Source organism: Anaerocolumna xylanovorans DSM 12503 (genome assembly GCF_900143645.1).
Taxonomy (GTDB): domain Bacteria; phylum Bacillota; class Clostridia; order Lachnospirales; family Lachnospiraceae; genus Anaerocolumna; species Anaerocolumna xylanovorans.
This window is the reverse complement of record NZ_FRFD01000003.1, coordinates 118,660-135,176: the sequence shown is the minus strand read 5'-3', so window position 1 is coordinate 135,176 and position 16,517 is coordinate 118,660. Positions and strand designations below refer to the sequence as shown.

General features: G+C 47.9%; 11 protein-coding genes. 4 read left to right on the top strand and 7 right to left on the bottom strand.

Annotated features, from left to right (window positions below; genetic code table 11):
- Positions 1-2 precede the first annotated feature (2 nt).
- A complete protein-coding gene (gene uvrA, locus BUF11_RS00655; protein WP_073586885.1) occupies positions 3-2,879 on the bottom strand; it encodes an excinuclease ABC subunit UvrA in 2,877 nt (958 codons plus the stop codon).
- Positions 2,880-2,948: 69 nt separating this feature from the next.
- On the bottom strand, positions 2,949-3,860 hold the full coding sequence (locus tag BUF11_RS00650) for a nucleotidyltransferase (protein WP_073586884.1): 912 nt from the start codon (positions 3,858-3,860) through the stop codon (positions 2,949-2,951).
- Positions 3,861-4,011: 151 nt separating this feature from the next.
- On the opposite strand from BUF11_RS00650, the gene BUF11_RS00645 reads away from it, so the two are divergent.
- The 3 genes from BUF11_RS00645 to BUF11_RS00635 all read left to right on the top strand — a co-directional run bounded on the left by BUF11_RS00645 (position 4,012) and on the right by BUF11_RS00635 (position 6,343).
- The gene (locus BUF11_RS00645) at positions 4,012-4,902 is read left to right on the top strand and encodes an AraC family transcriptional regulator (protein ID WP_073586883.1); all 891 of its coding nucleotides are present in this window, start codon (positions 4,012-4,014) and stop codon (positions 4,900-4,902) included.
- A gap of 88 nt (positions 4,903-4,990) precedes the next feature.
- Positions 4,991-5,854 carry an aminoglycoside 6-adenylyltransferase gene (locus BUF11_RS00640; RefSeq protein WP_073586882.1) on the top strand — a complete coding sequence of 288 codons (864 nt, stop codon included), beginning with the start codon at positions 4,991-4,993 and terminating at the stop codon, positions 5,852-5,854.
- Positions 5,855-5,920: 66 nt separating this feature from the next.
- Positions 5,921-6,343 (top strand): acyl-CoA thioesterase, encoded by a 423-nt coding sequence (locus BUF11_RS00635; protein ID WP_073586881.1) that lies wholly within the window; start codon positions 5,921-5,923, stop codon positions 6,341-6,343.
- Positions 6,344-6,635: 292 nt separating this feature from the next.
- On the opposite strand, the gene BUF11_RS00630 is transcribed toward BUF11_RS00635, so the two are convergent.
- Complete coding sequence (locus BUF11_RS00630) at positions 6,636-11,408, bottom strand: leucine-rich repeat protein (RefSeq protein WP_073586880.1); 4,773 nt, start codon at positions 11,406-11,408, stop codon at positions 6,636-6,638.
- Between the two features lie 17 nt (positions 11,409-11,425).
- Positions 11,426-11,674 (bottom strand): hypothetical protein, encoded by a 249-nt coding sequence (locus tag BUF11_RS00625; protein WP_073586879.1) that lies wholly within the window; start codon positions 11,672-11,674, stop codon positions 11,426-11,428.
- Between the two features lie 183 nt (positions 11,675-11,857).
- On the opposite strand from BUF11_RS00625, the gene BUF11_RS00620 reads away from it, so the two are divergent.
- Complete coding sequence (locus BUF11_RS00620) at positions 11,858-12,544, top strand: response regulator transcription factor (RefSeq protein WP_073586878.1); 687 nt, start codon at positions 11,858-11,860, stop codon at positions 12,542-12,544.
- A 3-nt stretch (positions 12,545-12,547) separates the two neighbouring features.
- On the opposite strand, the gene BUF11_RS00615 is transcribed toward BUF11_RS00620, so the two are convergent.
- The 3 genes from BUF11_RS00615 to BUF11_RS00605 form a co-directional block, all read right to left on the bottom strand.
- Positions 12,548-13,867: a sensor histidine kinase gene (locus tag BUF11_RS00615; RefSeq protein WP_073586877.1), complete on the bottom strand. Its 1,320-nt coding sequence runs from the start codon at positions 13,865-13,867 to the stop codon at positions 12,548-12,550.
- Between the two features lie 444 nt (positions 13,868-14,311).
- Positions 14,312-14,974: a hypothetical protein gene (locus BUF11_RS00610; protein WP_073586876.1), complete on the bottom strand. Its 663-nt coding sequence runs from the start codon at positions 14,972-14,974 to the stop codon at positions 14,312-14,314.
- Positions 14,971-16,365, bottom strand: a complete 1,395-nt coding sequence (locus tag BUF11_RS00605; RefSeq protein WP_175561961.1) for a radical SAM/SPASM domain-containing protein — start codon at positions 16,363-16,365, stop codon at positions 14,971-14,973. Before BUF11_RS00605 ends, BUF11_RS00610 begins: the two co-directional genes overlap by 4 nt.
- Positions 16,366-16,517 lie beyond the last annotated feature (152 nt).

Here is a 16,517-nt window from a genome sequence, read left to right as displayed (position 1 = left end):
TGTTATACAGCTCCTATTACTTCCTTTAAATACCTTCCGGTATAGGAGTTCTCTGCCTTAATAATCTGCTCCGGTGTTCCTTCGGCAACTACGTAGCCCCCCTTGCTGCCGCCCTCCGGACCCATATCAATAATATAATCCGCTGACTTTATGACATCCAGGTGATGTTCAATCACAATAACCGAATGTCCCTTATCCACCAGCTTATTTAAGCTTAATAAGAGCTTCTGGATATCGGACAAATGAAGGCCGGTAGTGGGCTCATCCAGAATATAAAGGTTATGTGCCCCCTTCTTAATTTTAGATAATTCATAGGCAAGCTTTACCCTCTGTGCTTCGCCGCCGGAGAGTGTCGTGGAACTCTGTCCAAGACACATATATCCCAGCCCCAGTTCATTCATAATGCCAAGTTTATGCTTTAGGTAGGTATTGTCCTTAAAGAATTCACAGGCTTCCTCCACGGTCATATCCAGTACCTGTGCGATACTCTTGCCGTGATATTTCACTTCCAGCCCTTCTTCGCTAAAGCGCATTCCCTTGCAGATAGGACATATGGTTTCGATATCTGCCATGAATTGCAGATTTGTTACAATGATGCCATCTCCCGAGCAGTGCTCACAGCGGGTTCCTCCCGCATGGGTCAGGCTAAAGTCAATAGCCTGATAGCCTTTCTCCATTGCCTCCGGCTGCGCTGCAAACAATTCTCTGATCTTATCATAGATTCCGATATAGGTAGCCGGATTAGACTTGGAATTTCTGCCGATGGGCGCCTGGTCGATGTTAATGATATTGTTAATTAAGCCGGCACCAAACAGGAAATCGTGCTCTCCCGCCACAATCCTGGCTCCTGTCATGTCAATCTTAAGCTGCTTATACAGAATTTCATTTATCAGAGAACTCTTACCGGAGCCGGAAACACCTGTTACGCATACAAATACTCCAAGAGGAATATCAAGGTCTACATTTTTTAAATTGTTTTCTCTGGCTCCCTGTATGGAAAGAAAATCATCTCCCAGATTTCTGCGTTTTACCGGAATCTCTATTCTAGCCTCTCCCGACAGATATTTCCCGGTTACGGAAGTCTTCTCTGCCATAATATCTTCTACCGTTCCCTGGGCTACTACATTTCCGCCGTGGATACCGGGACCGGGGCCGATTTCAATAATGTGGTCCGCACTTTTAATCGTATCCAGGTCATGCTCTACCACGATTACCGTATTTCCGATATCCCGCAGCTTCCTCATGGTTTCAATGACCTTAAAGGAGTCTCTCGGATGAAGTCCGATGCTTGGCTCGTCCATAACATAAAGCATCCCCATCAGTTCACTGCTTATCTGGGTCGACATCTTAATCCTTTGCATCTCACCGCCTGATATGCTGTCGCTTCTGCGGCTTAAACTGATATAATGAAGTCCTATGTCAATTAAAAGCTTTAGCCTGACAGTAATCTCACGGATAATGGAGGCTGCCACATCCTGTACTTCTTCTTCAAAAGACAGGCCGTTTAAGAATTCGAGAAGTTCCGGCAGCTGCATGCGGCTTAGTTCATCAATATTCTTTCCGCCTACGGTTATCAGGAGGCGCTGCTTCTTAAGCCTTGCTCCGCTGCATTCAGGACATATCTTCTCAATCATGCATTCCTTGATAAAGTTTGGCTCAAAGGCCTCTGTAGTGGAAGATTTGCGGATATAATGCTTATACCAGCTTTCCAGTTCATGGACAAATCCCCAGAAAGGACGTTCTCTTCCTATAATCCAGTTCTTTTTAGTGGAAAAAGGCGGCTGGAGCATCTCGACCGGCTCTCCTTTGGTGCCATAAAAAAGAATATCATAGATTTCTTCCGACAGTTCGTGAAAGGGAGTATCCAGGCTAAAGCCGTATTTCTGGGACAGGCTGTACATAATTACCGTGCGGTAACTGTCCTTTCCCGAGGTATTATAGACCGTGTTCTTTAGAGCTCCTTTGTTGATACTCTTCTCCGGTGCAACTACCAAAAACCTGGGTTCTACCACATAGGAAAGTCCCACACCCATACAGGTGCGGCAGGCACTTGCCGGTGTATTAAAGGAAAAGTGAAAAGGCTGCATATCACAGAGGAAGTAATGGTGCTCTGTACAGGCAAAATTCTCATAAAAGGAATCCGAAACACCGCCTATAACCTCCACCTTTATCATAATATCTTCTTCCAGTGAAAGCATTGCCGCTTCAATGGACTTGGCTATCTGGATGTAATTATCACTCCTTAAGGTAAAGCGGTCAATGACCAGCTCCAGCTTATACTCCTTTCTTTCATCCAGCTCTTTCTTATCTGCAAGGGAAAAGGGCTCCCCATCCACCAAAAGGTTCTTATACCCTTTTTCCCTAAGCGCATCAAAGGTATAACTGTAATCCTCCCCATAGACTTTATAAACCGGAGCCCTAAGTTCAACTACCGTCCCAAGAGGAAGAGTTGTTATATGCTCTGCTATCTGGGCCGCCGAAAGCTGCTTTAAGGGCTTACCGCAGACCGGACATTTTCCTGCTCCCGCAGTAGCATAGAGCAATCTTAAATAATCGCTGATATCCGTTACGGTACCTACCGTTGAACGGGGATTGTTGTTTGACTTCTTTTGTTCAATGGCTATGACCGGGGATAGACCCCTTACATAGTCCACTTTTGCTTTCTTTAACTGGCTGATACGGCTCTTGGCAAAGGTGGAGATAGAGTCTAAGAATCTTCTCTGCCCCTCCCCATACACCACATCAAAGGCCAGAGAGGACTTACCGGAACCGGATACACCGGTAATTACGGTCAGCTTGTCCCTTGGAATTTCGACAGATATATTCTTTAGATTATTCTGCTTTGCGCCGGATATTTCAATCGTTGTACGGACTGACATTGCTTTCTCCTTTCATTTAAAATGCAGTTTCCTTCTAATGTAAGTTACTTCTGAATAGCTTTTCTATGCTCATGGAATGTAAAGGAACCCAAGCTCTTCAACCGCCAGTCTGCTCTTTGGAGTTATCCTTATGGTCTGGGATACCCGCTCAATGATTCCCTTTTCTGCCAGATAATCGAATATGGATACAATAAAATGCCCATCCGTATGAAAATGATTTGTAAGCAGGGTCAGTGTCTTTAGCTCCCCGTCCTTCATATAGTCAATTACCGGCTCCTTTATCGCGTCCAGATTTGCCTCCAGGTAGTTATCAATAAGGGCAATGCATCTGTTTACCTCTTCTTTCGTAAAATGATGCGCCATGGCTTCCTGATAAAAGGGCTCCATAAGTTTCTCTGACAAAGTGACTGCCTTTAGAATAGCTTCCCTGCTTGGAGCCTCTCCTGTCTTGCAGACTTCCATCCGGGCGATAACATCTGCTGCCTTTAACAGATAATACTGGGCATAAAGAGGATTATCCTTTACCTCTATCCACTTCTGGCATTTTTCAGAAATCCCCACAAGCTCGCAGGCGGCATAGAATAAGAATAAATTCACATCTCCCCTGTCCATGATTTTCATTTCTTCAAAATAGTCCTTAAGGCTTTCATCTGAAGTAAAAACCATCTTCCCCCTTGAGTAATAGGATTGCAGGAAACTTCCGCCCTTCATCCTCTCAAAGCCCCTTTTAAAATCACTCCGGGTGATCAGATTTACATTAATTACAATATCATCCTCTGCAATGCAGTAGGAAGCCTTTTTAAGCACCTGATCCCTGACAATGACCGTAGTGTCGATATCACTCTTCTCCCATACCACATCATAGGCCAGACTTCCGCATACAATTACCGCAATCACGTTAGGGTCGCTCTTAATATTCATAACAAAGCTTTCCACTGCCTTATTGTATTTCTCCTGCACTTCAGGCTTAATATTCCCCATTCTCTTTCTTCCTCCTTTCATATCGAAAGAACCTATAAAATAACTATAAAAATCTTCCATCAAAACGCTTGTTCTCATTCTCAAATGTGGTATAATTATACTATTCTGTTACAGGAAAAAACGGACAAAAATTGCTGGGATGAGGGAATTCATGGATAATTATCTGCTTGCCGTCATAAAGGCTACAACGGACTATATCGAGGAGAATCTTCTAAAAGAATTGAGTCTGGATGATATCTCGGAGAATGTGAATGTATCAAAGTTCCACTTGCTTCGAATCTGGAAAGGCGCTACCGGAACCGGGCTTATGGAATACGTACGCAGAAGAAGAATAGCCTGCTCCTTAAAGGACTTAATCAGTGAATATAACAGCATCGAATTTATATCCTCCAAATACACCTTCGGCTGCGATCATACTTACAGCAGGCTGTTTAAGGAAGAATTCGGTGCCACTCCGTCCAAATGGCGAAGAAATCCTACCCCCTTATCGATCCTGGACCGCTTCAATGCGGATTTTATGAATAAAGCCGGAGAAGGGCTTATGTTCTTTCGCTCTGTTACGGTATTGCCGGCATTTAAAATTGCCGGACATGAATTTATCATCGATATAGAAGATAACCGACTTAACCAGACTGCAACAAGATATGGGATTGATTTCTTCTATAATCACAGACTCCTCATTGCAAACCCTGTCAAAAGAGATATATACATAGGCTTAACAACAATTCCGAAGGAGCAGGCCACTTTTACCTATTATCAGCCTTCCCTTATGGTGGACCAGAACAGTATTCTTCCCCCTGGCATGAAAGTACAACACATCAAAACACATAAATACGGTGTCTTTAAGTATATGGGCCCACATTGCCCTGAGGAACTTTCCTCCCTGTCTTTACGTGATATCTGGAAGTATATTTTAGGCACCTGGGCACCGACAGTGAAGTTTGATTTAGAGGAACTGTTCCACTTCGAATATGTGGATTATTCCAGATGCAATAAACACTACTGCGAGTGTGAACTGTATTATCCCATATCCTGCTTATAGAAATTATCTTATTTTTGAACTCTATCGCCCAATTCCGGCTTCCTAACCGGGATCTGATAGACAAATACAAACTCGGAGGTTACAAATCATGCGATCAGAAGATGAAATGTTTGGTTTGATTCTTGGAATTGCCAAAGAAGATGAGCGTATACGGGCTGTTTACATGAACGGTTCCAGAACAAACCCCAATGTAACGAGGGACAACTACCAGGATTACGATATTGTATATGTTGTCACAGAAACGGCTTCCTTTCTGGAAGATAGAAACTGGATAGAAAAGTTTGGAGAACTTGCCATGGTACAAGAGCCTGACTCCAATGACCTGGGATTTGGTATGGATGTTGATTACAGCCGCTCCTATGGCTGGCTGATGCTTTTTTTAGACGGCAACCGTATTGATTTGCATATACAGATTAAAGAAGTGACGGAGGAAGAATATACCCTTGACACCTTAACCATCCCCCTGTTGGATAAGGACAATCTCCTTCCTGCCGTTCCCCCGTCAAACGACAGCGGTTACTGGGTCAAGAAGCCTTCAAAGAACTGGTATGACGGCTGCTGCAATGAATTCTGGTGGTGCCTTAACAATGTTGCCAAGGCTATGGTAAGAGATCAGATGCCCTATGCCATGAGAATGTATCATGAGACAGTCCACGCCGAGCTGGATAAAATGCTGGAATGGTATATTGGTGTGCAGACCGGTTTTAAAGTATCTGTGGGAATGTGGGGCAAATATTTTAAGAAATACCTGCCAGGGGAGCTTTACGAATTATATGAACTTACCTATTCCGACTATCATAACCTTTGGGAATCCGTATTTCATTCCTGTGAACTTTTCCATACTGCAGCAGTTTTTGTTGCAGACAGTCTTTCATATGAATATAACCAAATAGATGAAGAGAATATGATAAGGTATCTTAAGAAACTTAGAACGGATTCCTTAACCTCTTAATCCCCTCCTAAAAAGAGGACTTACTATTATAGATTCATACAATAGAGCCGAAAGAAGGTATTTCCCGTGGATATCAAACCATATGTAAGAAAAACACATTATTATGAGACCGATCAAATGGGTATCATCCATCATGCCAATTATATTCATTGGATGGAAGAAGCAAGGGTAGATTTTATGGAACAGATTGGCTTCGGCTATGAACGTGCTGTGAAAGAAGGTATCGACTTTGCACTGCTTGGCATATCCTGCGAATACAAGTCTATGGTCTGTTTCGGTGATACAGTAAACATTCAGGTTTCCCTTACTTCCCTGACCGTAACCAAAATGACTGTCCAATATGAGATTACAGATGCTCTAACCGGTAAACTTCGGACAAGGGGAGAAAGCATTCATTGCTATTTTGATTCGAATAGAAAGCGCCCGGTTTCTCTTAAAAAGGTTCTTCCCGAGCTGTATGATTTATTTACTTCTCTCTCTGTAAAATAGTGGCCCTTCTTTGATAGTTTTATCACATGCTCTAAGCAACCTGGTCCGTCTCATATCGTTTAGTAGTTTCTGACTTTTCCTCAAAACTGTCGGTATTTGCACACGCAGGCATTCGTCCTTCGGTACCTTTTGGTCCATATAGGTTTCGATCAGCATAAGTTTAAATAAGGATTATAACAATGATTTTGTTACCGCAAAAACAGAACGTAAAACAGTACCTTCCCTCCAACAAAAGAGATGGTACTGTTTCACATTCTGTCGTCCTGTAAAAATAATTTACTATAAAAGTAATTTACTTAACCATAACCTTGATTACTTTTTGTACGCTACCATACTTGGCAACTACAGTATCCGTTCCGGCCGATTTGCCAGTGGCCTTTCCGGTTTTTTTATCAATTACCACGATGGACTTCTTGGTGGTAGTCCAGGTGATCTTATCGGTGCTCACTCCATAGCCGGTGGCTGTATAGGTGAAGCTTTCCCCCTGCTTCAGGCTGCTCTGAGCCTTAACCAGCTTAATATAGGCTTCCTTCACCGTGATGTCCGTCTTTAAAGCCTTAGAGACTCCGCCGGCCGTAACCGTGACGGTTATTACTGCCTTCCCTGCCTTTTTCGCAGTTACCTTACCCTCTGCCGTCACAGCGGCAACCTTAGGATCAGAGGAGGTATAGGTGATAACAGGATACAGGCTGTCTTCCTTTGTCAGGGTGCTTAAGCTGGCGGGCGGGCTAACCTTCAGCGCCGTTGACTTCCCGGTATTTCCGCCGGTATAGAGGGTCTTCTTTGCCGGTGTCAATGCCAGCTTATCAAGCTCTGCTTTCAGAATTGTTCCGTCGTCCACTGCGATGGCATAGTCGGAGGCATGACTGAAGGGGAATACCGTATTGCCCTCCGAATCAATCGCTGCCGTGCACATCAGCTCCAGCTGTCCGGTAGCCGGATTGTAATAGAAGAGATTGGCTGTTCTTCCCGCCTGGCTGCTGCCGATAGAAACCGATAATCTTGGTGTAAAGCCAAAGCTTCCATCGTGGGAAAGGCTCAACAGGATGATTCCTTCTTTGTTTGCTGCCCCTGTCTGCGCTGCCAGCGCTTCCAGAGTCTTCTCCGGAATCTGTCCGGCTCCCACCGTGACCTTCAGATCAATATTCTTCCAGTCAGGTACCGAACCATCTTCGCTTGCTTTCTTTATCTCATTTCCCGATATGCTCCAGGAAATTCCGTCTCCTAAGGTAAAGGTAACGGTCTGATTCGTCCCTGCCAGCTCTTTCAGCACCGCTCCCGGAAGAACTGTGGTTCCGGTCATATTGATATTTAACTGTCCGGAGCCGCCGCCTTGCAGTGCCTGCATAACGCCGCTCCAGCTTTCTGCACTATTGCCGGTAACCGGATAAGTGGAAGGGTCCGGTGTTGGTGTCGGTGTTGGTGTGCTCGGGGAACCGCCGCTGTTATTACCATCGCCAGAATTCGCCGCACGGGTGACGGTGACGGTGTAGGTCTTTGTGGTCACGCCGTCCTCAGCGGTAACTGTGATGGTGATGGTGTTCGCTCCGACACTCAGGGCTTTCGCACCCGCGCCGGTAACGGTCGCTCCGGCGTCCGCCGCCGTCGCACCTGCTGTGATGCTGCTGACGCTGTTTGCCACACTGACGCTGTAGCCGGTTGTGCCCGGGTCAAATGCCGGGGATAAGGTTCCCCCGCTGACCGTCAGGCTCGCCAGATTGGCGTTGCTTGATGGTACCGCCGCATTCACCGTCACAGTTACATCGCGTGTATACCCGTCATGGCAGCCCGCAGCGGTGAGCTTGCAGCGGAAGATATAAATCCCCTCCGTTAAATCCGTCGGGATGGCAAAGCTGCTGCCTGTCGCCCCGTCAATCATACTGTACTTAAATCCCCCTCCTGGAAATTCGTTGCGCTGCCACCACTGATAACCGATCGTCAGATTGCCATTGCTGGCTGTACCCTCTGCCGACAGGAATCCGCTGATTGCGCCCTGTGTGACAGTTGCATCCTGCGGCTCTGTGGTGACATTGATCCCATGCTTCTCGAACTGAGTGCCGTTCCAGAAATATGTGCCCTCTGTTAAGCCGTTCGGCGAGGCTGCTGCGTTTCCGTCGCCCACCGTGACCTGCCCGGAATCGGTAAAGACCGTGCCCCGGTCCTTGAATTTGCCGCCTAGGCCTTTGACCTTTGAGGTATCAATTAAATAAATCCCGCTTCCCTCCTCGGCGGACAGTGTACCGGAAGAATAATTCAGGAGGCTGCCACCCATGCTGTAGCGAATACCCTGGTTAATCCCTGAACCCACCTTAACGCTTAACGTGCCGCCATTTATATGCACTGTGCCCCCCTGGATGTTAATACCTATGCTACTAAAAGCATTGACGTTCACCGCGGCGCCGGTGTTGATGGTCAGGGTTCTATCATTTCCTAACAGGATCTGGCCTCCTGCTGTCGAAGAATTCAGGTTGATGGTGGCGCCGCTGCCCACAGTAATGTTCATATTGGACAGACCGCCGCTACTGCCTGTGTTCTCCAGATTCACCGTGACGTTTACAAGGTTCAGCGTACCGCCGCTGGTAGCACCGGTGGCACCAACGGTATCGCCCCGAATACCACTCTGGGCGGGGTTGGCGACCCTTACCGTGCCGCCGTTAATGGTCAGGGCTTTGGCGTTTGTATAGATGGCCTTGCTACCACTGATGGTCAACATGTTGCCGTTAATGTTCAGCGTGTGGTCTGCACCCACGATAACGTTGCCCGCGCTCACCGTGATGTCGTCCGTCATCGTGATGGTTTGCGGCAGCTCATATTCCAGCGCCGCTTTCAGCCCGTCTTCGTTGTTGACACTGGGGTTTTCATCGGGTTTCGCCTTGATCATATCGACGCAGTTGGCTAGGCCGGGTACCTCCTTGTAGGTATCCACTGCGCCCGCCGGAACATAGATGGAGGATAGCTTATCGCAATATAGAAAATTATCGTTGCCTTCGATGGCGGGCGGATTATTGCTCTCGAAAAACACGGCGGTCAGCATGGAATCGCCTGGAAATGCACTGTCCCCAATGGAGGTCACGGTATCGGGGATGACGACGATGGAAAGATCAGTTTCGTCAAACGCGAATCCGCCGATGGCGGTAATGCTGTCCTCCACGGTGTATTCACCGGTTATCCCCTTAGGGAAGGTGTACAGCGTGGCCCCGCCGTCTGTCAGCAGCGCACCACTTTGTGCGGAGACGCCAAAGACTGTATTACCATCTGCCACGGTAAATGTGGTAATCGGGGTGCCGACAAATGCTGTGGGGTTAATCGCGTTAACATTGGCGGGTATGGTAAAGGCGGTGAGGGCACAGTAAGAGAATGCGCTGCCGCCAATGCTTGTCACGGCCGGCGTGCCGTCAAAGGTTACCGTGGCCAGATTGAGGCAGCTAACAAACGCGTTGACTGGAATGCCGGACACGGCCTCGCCGATGGTCAGGGTGGTGACGGAGGCCTTGGGGGTATAGCCGGCAGCTATCCAGCCGGTCATGCCCTCGTCGCTGGTAATGGCCAGGTGGCCGTCCTCCAGCGTCCAGCCCGCGTCGCCGATCGGCGCGGAATACGCCGCCGCTTCTATTTTCAGCGGCTCGCTGATGTTGTTTGCCGCATCCTTGACCACCACATAGATGTCCTTCGCTCCGGCGGTCAGGGTAACGGATTTATCGGTAACTGTACCCGAAACCGTGCCAAGGGAGGTTCCTCCCGCGACACTTTCTTTTGTGAGAGCCGCTGCGCCGCTGTCCACTACCGCATAGAACGCAGTGCCCTCTTCACCGGTGGTAAAGCCGATGGCAGCCTCCGTATCACTGGTACGGTTTACCGTTCCGGCCGAAAGCGTGGGAGCAGTGGTGTCAACGCTCTTTGTAAAATAGGTGCCGTCCCATGTATAGGTTCCCGCGCTTAAGCCTGTGGGGGAGGCGGCTGCGTCCGCCGCGCCTGCGGTTACCGGGTCTGTTGAGGTCAGCGGTGTGTCGCGGTCCTGCATGGGATAGCCTTGAAGCCCGGCGCCTTCTGCCAAAATAATCTTTGAGGTGCCGCTCCCCCCGATTGAAGATAAATTTTGGGCTATCATTGCTTTGCCAGACGGAACGGTGATCGTAGTGTCCTCATAGACTACTGATCCTGTACCCCCCGAAGAAAAAATGCCCCATTCTGAAGTATTTGCCGTGATCCCGCATTCTTTAAAGGTCAAAGCTCCGTCGCTAGGATCAATGGCCACTCCATTTGCAGCATTTTCAAACGTAACCTGGCTGCTTTCGATGTCAGCAATACCCGCTAGAGAAAGTCCTGTGTTTTGGCCGATCTGCCTGCTATTTTTGATGGTAAGCATGGACCCCGTTATAAGCATGCTATTGGAAAAGGAGAGAATTCCAACTGACCCATCACCAGTGTTCTCAATCGTTATTTCGCATCCATCCGACACGGTCATCTGACTGAGGGAGAAAATTCCTGTTGAACCAAAACATTGATTATAAATCCGGAGCGTGCCACCTTGAATATCAATGGTACCGAAAGAGCCAATTCCAATGGTGCCGGAGCTGGAAGCATCGGAATTCCCTATGGCTATCGCACAATCCACCGATTGAAGTTTTCCGTTGACGCCGATGTTCACTCCCATACCCGTACCCGTATTGTTGTTAATGACATTAAAGGTCAGCCCATCCTTTAACGAGAGCGTTCCCTCCAATTCGATACCATCGTTTAACCAATTCCTGAAGGTTCCCGGGCCCCGCACCGTCAGTGTTTTACCCGCGGGAATGGTCAGTATACTGCCCATGACCTCTACTATCTGGTCTTGGGCAATGTTCAGCGTGTGGTCGGCCCCCACCATGGTGAGATTCATTTGGATTAGAGCACTGTTCACCGTGATATTTTTGGGCGTGGCTGATTCCAACGCAGCTTTAAGCTCCGCCGCCGTTGAAACGGTGACATTATCCTCTGTTCCGGCAAAAGCTGCTACCGGCAGCATTGTCATCACAATGCACAGTGCCAGCAGCGCTGCGCCAAGTTTTTTGAGTGTTCGTTTCATTTTTTGATATTACCTCCTCATTCATTGTTTTTTTGAACTGTCAGCCAGCGCAGGATGTCCCCCAGCGCGAGCCGTGGACCGTCCCGCCAGAAGATGCTCTGACCGTCGGTACTCGGGCGGGGCAGCACCTCCAAATCCCGCAGGCTGTCATAGCTGTGATCCGTTTCGGGCAGGCGCTGGGTATCAAACAGGATCAAATGGCCGTTACTGAGCTCAATATCCAAGGTCTGACCGTCTATAATGTCTACCCGGGTAATTTGCAGCATAGGTTATCACCTCATTTCCGTCGTTTCCGCTACTACATTCCGGCATAGTTTTAATCCTAGCAGAAAATTTTCTTCCTGTGTGTAAGGTAAAGAAATCTTTACCACTTTCTTTTTATAAATTTTCCATATTCCATTTCCATACAAAATATGGTAAACTCATTTCAGCAAACGTGAGGTGATGGAATGAAGAAAATAAAGCTCTTAATGGTAGAGGATGAAGCCAATGTGCTGGAAATCAACCGGGAATACTTTGAAGGCAAGGGATATGAGGCAATCAGCGCAGCCACCCTTGCAGAGGCGCGGTTTCTGCTGGAGGAAAACGCCCCTGACCTGATTTTGCTGGATGTGATGATGCCAGACGGCTCCGGCTTTGACTTCTGCGCCGAGCTGCGGCAAAAAACAAACGCCCCCATCATCTTCCTGACCTGCAGGGATGAAAATGAGAGCGTGATAAAAGGTTTACTTCAGGGCGGAGACGATTACGTCACCAAGCCTTATGACTTGAATGTACTGAGCGCCCATGTAGCGGCGCAGCTTCGCAGAAACGGGGTCATGTCTGCCGGGAAAATCGAGCTTCCTCCGTTGACGGTTGATTTTCTGGCGGGAGAAGCTACCTTGAACGGAAATCGCATTCCGCTTACGTTAAAAGAGCTGCAGCTTTTAGGCTGCTTCGCCTTGTTTGCCGGTCAGCGGCTCAGCTTTCATGAAATCTACCGCCGCGCGTGGGGAGAGATGTCCCCCGGCGCATCCGGCACGGTCAAGGCACATGTGTCCAATCTTCGCAGAAAGATGAAGTTTGATGAGGGCGGCTGGTTTGAACTGTCCTGCTCCGGCAAAAACGAGTACATATTCAGCAAGGTGCGGTATTAGCCTTTACAGTACGGGCAGGGTGAAAAACAGGTCGGTGCCCTGCCCTTCCTTGCTTTCAATCCAGATTGTTCCACCGTGCTGTTCCACGATATGTTTGCATATGTATAACCCAAGTCCGGTGCCGGTATCCTGACCGCCGCCGGATTTTTGTTTTTTGCTGTAGCGCTCAAAAATATGTGGAAGCCGATCCGCTGCGATTCCAACACCGGTATCTGACACGCAGACTAAGATATGAGGGTCCTCCAGCCTTGCGGACACAGTAATCAGCCCCTTTGACGTAAACCGTACCGCGTTGGAGATTAGGTTGACAATAACCTGAGAAATTCGCACCGGGTCGGCATGGACGGCGGGAAGCCCGCTTTTGATGCTGATGTTCAGCCGGTTTTGGTTCTTGTTCAGTATGGGGTAATGGGTTTCAACAGCGGCATGGATGATCTCATCCACATAGCAGCGCACCGGCTCCATGACCATGCGGCCCTCTTCCATGCGGGTCACATCCAGAACCTGTCCCACCATCAGGGAAAGCCGCTCCGCCTCGGAGGAAATGAGCGTCATCCGGCGGGATACCTCCTCACCGTCCAGCGTGTCGGGCTGCTGTGCAAGCTGCTTTGTTGTCTGCGCATAACCGGACATCACCGTTAGCGGTGTTTTCAGTTCATGGGAGACATTGCCCAAAAACTCGGTTTTCAGGCGGTTGATCTGTTCAAGGGCAACATTTTCCGCCGCCAACTGCTTTCGCGCCTTTTCAAGCTCCCGATGCTGTTCGTCGTAAAGACGAAGCTGAACGGACATGGTGGCGCCCAGGGAAACACTGACAACAATCAGGCCAACAATAATGTCAATAACAACGTTCCATTCCGCTTTGTACCAGATGATATACTGGGGGAAAAAATAGGCAAATAAGCAAAGCCCTGTATAGACAGACAGTTCGATTCCCGCCATGACAAACATTTTTTTCCCGTCCAGCATAAATGCAGTGAAAACAACTGCGAAAACAAAGTACATCGGCATGGAGCCTCGAAATCCTCCGCCTGTGATAAAAACAACCGGAAAGACGACCAAAAAGACCGCAATAATGGTGATCATGTAACAAAGCTGGTATTTTCCGCTCCGGTAGGAGTAATATAACAAGCCGATGGAAAGCAGCGTCGAAAGATAGCAGAAAGGTGCGGCTTCCGCACCGGCGTCCGTTATTAAAGCGAGAGTGCCCACTCCGGAGCTGACCAGAATTCCCGCCATTGCCAGTACATTAAACAGCCGGGCACGCAGGTTAAGCTGTTTATTCAAAAATTTATTTATAATAAATTGTAATGCTTTCTTCATTTGCCTGCCAACCTTTCATGTAATCAATACGGACTTTCCAGCGGCCTGACCAGCAGCGTCAGAGCAAGAACCGTGAAAAGTGCCGCTTCCTTTACACTGATATATTCCATGACTTCCCTCCGAAGCAATCTTTTTTTATCCATTATATTTCTTGCCCAGGAAATATTCAAGAGTGAGAAATATAATGGATAAAAAGAGAGGTTTCTGAGTATACTTTAGCGTTTTCCTTGAGAAAGTTGTTTACAAGTTATATCTTCTAAAAGTTGATAACATAATTATACAAAAAAACACTATAAACGCTGTAACTTTTCAACATTTATAGTGCTTTTTCTAATTACTGTTTAGAATAGTTTTTCAGTGCCCTCAAACCAATCTGAGGGATGTACCGGCCGCAGGGATAGGATTTTGCTTTTAATTTGCATGAGTTTTATCCTTCTTAACCTGTCAAAGTATAAACGGGCAGTATGGAAAATTGACCAAGCACGGGCCTAGCTGACCGTCTCCTACGCAGGGTATCACGTCTACCGCGCAAGCCTTTCCTGCGCAGCCAGCCGCGGCACAGGGTGCGGAGGCCGCGGCGCAGGCGGCAGCAACGCAGCCAACCGTAGCGCAAGGTGCAGCGTCGGCGGCGCATAGTTTAGCCGAGCAGAGAAGTCCGTTGCAGGGAGACGCTAAAGCCGCACAGGCATTTGCGGCGCAGGCTTCCGCAAAACACGGTGACACGTCGGGGGAGCATGCTGCGCCCGCACAGGCTTCCGCATTACAGTTCGGGTAATTGGTGGTGCATGCTGCGGTCGCACATCCTTGGGAGTTGCAACCGCCCGCCGCCCTCAAACCCACCTGCCGTTCCAGTGGAAGCAACTGCAAGGCCTTGCCGTCAAGCAATTCGACTCGGCAGTTTTTTAAGATATCTAACAAATCCACTATCCGGTCGATATGCCTGATTTCATCGGGCAGGGTAATTTCCACGCCGCTAAACATTGCGTTCGTTCCATCCGGGGTGACCGTAAGTGCAATGATTTCGTCGTTCACCGTCCTTGCCCGCACCGTAAGGTCAAGCCCCCCGGTGATATAACCGTTGACATCAGCACCTTTGATTTCTTTCATGTACAATCCCTCCAATTTTTTTCTACGACGGCTGCTTTCTCAGGACGATGGTTATGTGTATCCAAATAGAGCCGCAGCCTTTCCGATATTTGGTATTTCAAAGATGGACACATAGATTCCTTAGAGTGACCACTATAATTTTCTTTATATATAAAATGATAGCGGCAGAATCCAAGGCAATTAGGCAAGATAGCGCATTCCCGACACTCTTCTTCGGCAAACGGCGACCAGTCTAACCATTTACTCACGGCATCTGGATGAATAGACGGTGAGTCACATATATTTCCAATTCTATACTCGGATCGCGATACCGTTTCCCAGCATTTGTGTAAGTCACCGTTGGGAACAATAACGTAGCCGTTGTTTTTTGATGCACCGCACATGCCCATGTTTTGTATGGGAAGGTCGATTCCTGACAGACCACTGTTTACAGCTTTTTTCAACCAGATTGTTTCCATACCGGCGTAAGTCTGCCCATCGAGGACGGATTCTGCAATATGGTTACATTCTTTCGTAGAAGCGTGTATAAGCGAAAAATACAAACTGATGTTTTCTTTAGACTGAAAAACCGCGTTCATTTCATCAATTAGTTCATCACATAAGTCGTTATTGTTCGCGTCTATGTTTGCCCGGATAGTGGTGTGAATCGGAAACTCACTCCGGTATGCGCTTATGTTGCCGATAATCTGACTAAAGGTACCGGCTTTGCTGCTCTTGAGATAGCGGATGGCGTCATGGATTCTGGAAGGGCCGTCCAAAGTGATCTGTATGGTGCGTACCCGCCTGACATACAGTTCACCGACACACTCCGGGGTGAGCAAATAACCGTTGGTGATGATAGCGGCCTGATAAGCGATGTTGTTTTTATCACAATAGGCAATCAGGCGGTCGGAAATCCGTTTGATGATGTCCATCGCCAGAGTTGGTTCTCCTCCAAACCAAGTAATATGTAGCGATTTTTTTCCCGCAAGTTTTTCTTTCACAAAAGCAATAACCGCATCCTGTACGTCATCTGCCATTACCCCGCCTGTTTTGTTTGTGCCCTGAAAGCAATAATCGCATTGGAAGTTACAGGAGAGCGTTGGAAGTATGGTCATAGTCAAGGTGGAGCCTTCATTTTGCATATTCAGGTATTTTTCCTGCAAAATGACGCGCTCGTCAATATCAGTCGGAACGACATAGTTATTTATTAAGAGCCTGTCTAAAAAATCGTCATCCATACCGCCTATATCCGGGTTGCCGCCGCCTATATCCTCCAGCGCCGTTCTTTCTTCGGCGTTTAGCAAAGACAAACAGCCGCTGAGTGAATTGTAGACAACAAATTCGTCCCAGTATGAAATAAGTGTATTGTATTGCGATGGTTTATATGTTCCAGTACGGGTCGTGTTCAATGACGGTAATCCCCCTCTCATTTTTTGGAAAAACTGGAATCCCTGACTTGCCATTCTTAATCGCCGGGCTTGCCGACGATGGCAAGTAGCTCATCCACGGAAAGCGGCCTCGGTCTATCCCTTCCCGTGTTCGTGGGTACAGATGCCACCCT

Excerpts from the sequence above, each read along its gene's own strand:
- uvrA (WP_073586885.1), bottom strand. The coding sequence starts at position 2,879 with ATGTCAGTCCGTACAACGATTGAAATATCCGGCGCAAAGCAGAATAAT.
- BUF11_RS00650 (WP_073586884.1), bottom strand. The coding sequence starts at position 3,860 with ATGGGGAATATTAAGCCTGAAGTGCAGGAGAAATACAATAAGGCAGTG.
- BUF11_RS00645 (WP_073586883.1), top strand. The coding sequence starts at position 4,012 with ATGGATAATTATCTGCTTGCCGTCATAAAGGCTACAACGGACTATATC.
- BUF11_RS00640 (WP_073586882.1), top strand. The coding sequence starts at position 4,991 with ATGCGATCAGAAGATGAAATGTTTGGTTTGATTCTTGGAATTGCCAAA.
- BUF11_RS00630 (WP_073586880.1), bottom strand. The coding sequence starts at position 11,408 with ATGAAACGAACACTCAAAAAACTTGGCGCAGCGCTGCTGGCACTGTGC.
- BUF11_RS00625 (WP_073586879.1), bottom strand. The coding sequence starts at position 11,674 with ATGCTGCAAATTACCCGGGTAGACATTATAGACGGTCAGACCTTGGAT.
- BUF11_RS00620 (WP_073586878.1), top strand. The coding sequence starts at position 11,858 with ATGAAGAAAATAAAGCTCTTAATGGTAGAGGATGAAGCCAATGTGCTG.
- BUF11_RS00615 (WP_073586877.1), bottom strand. The coding sequence starts at position 13,867 with ATGAAGAAAGCATTACAATTTATTATAAATAAATTTTTGAATAAACAG.
- BUF11_RS00610 (WP_073586876.1), bottom strand. The coding sequence starts at position 14,974 with ATGAAAGAAATCAAAGGTGCTGATGTCAACGGTTATATCACCGGGGGG.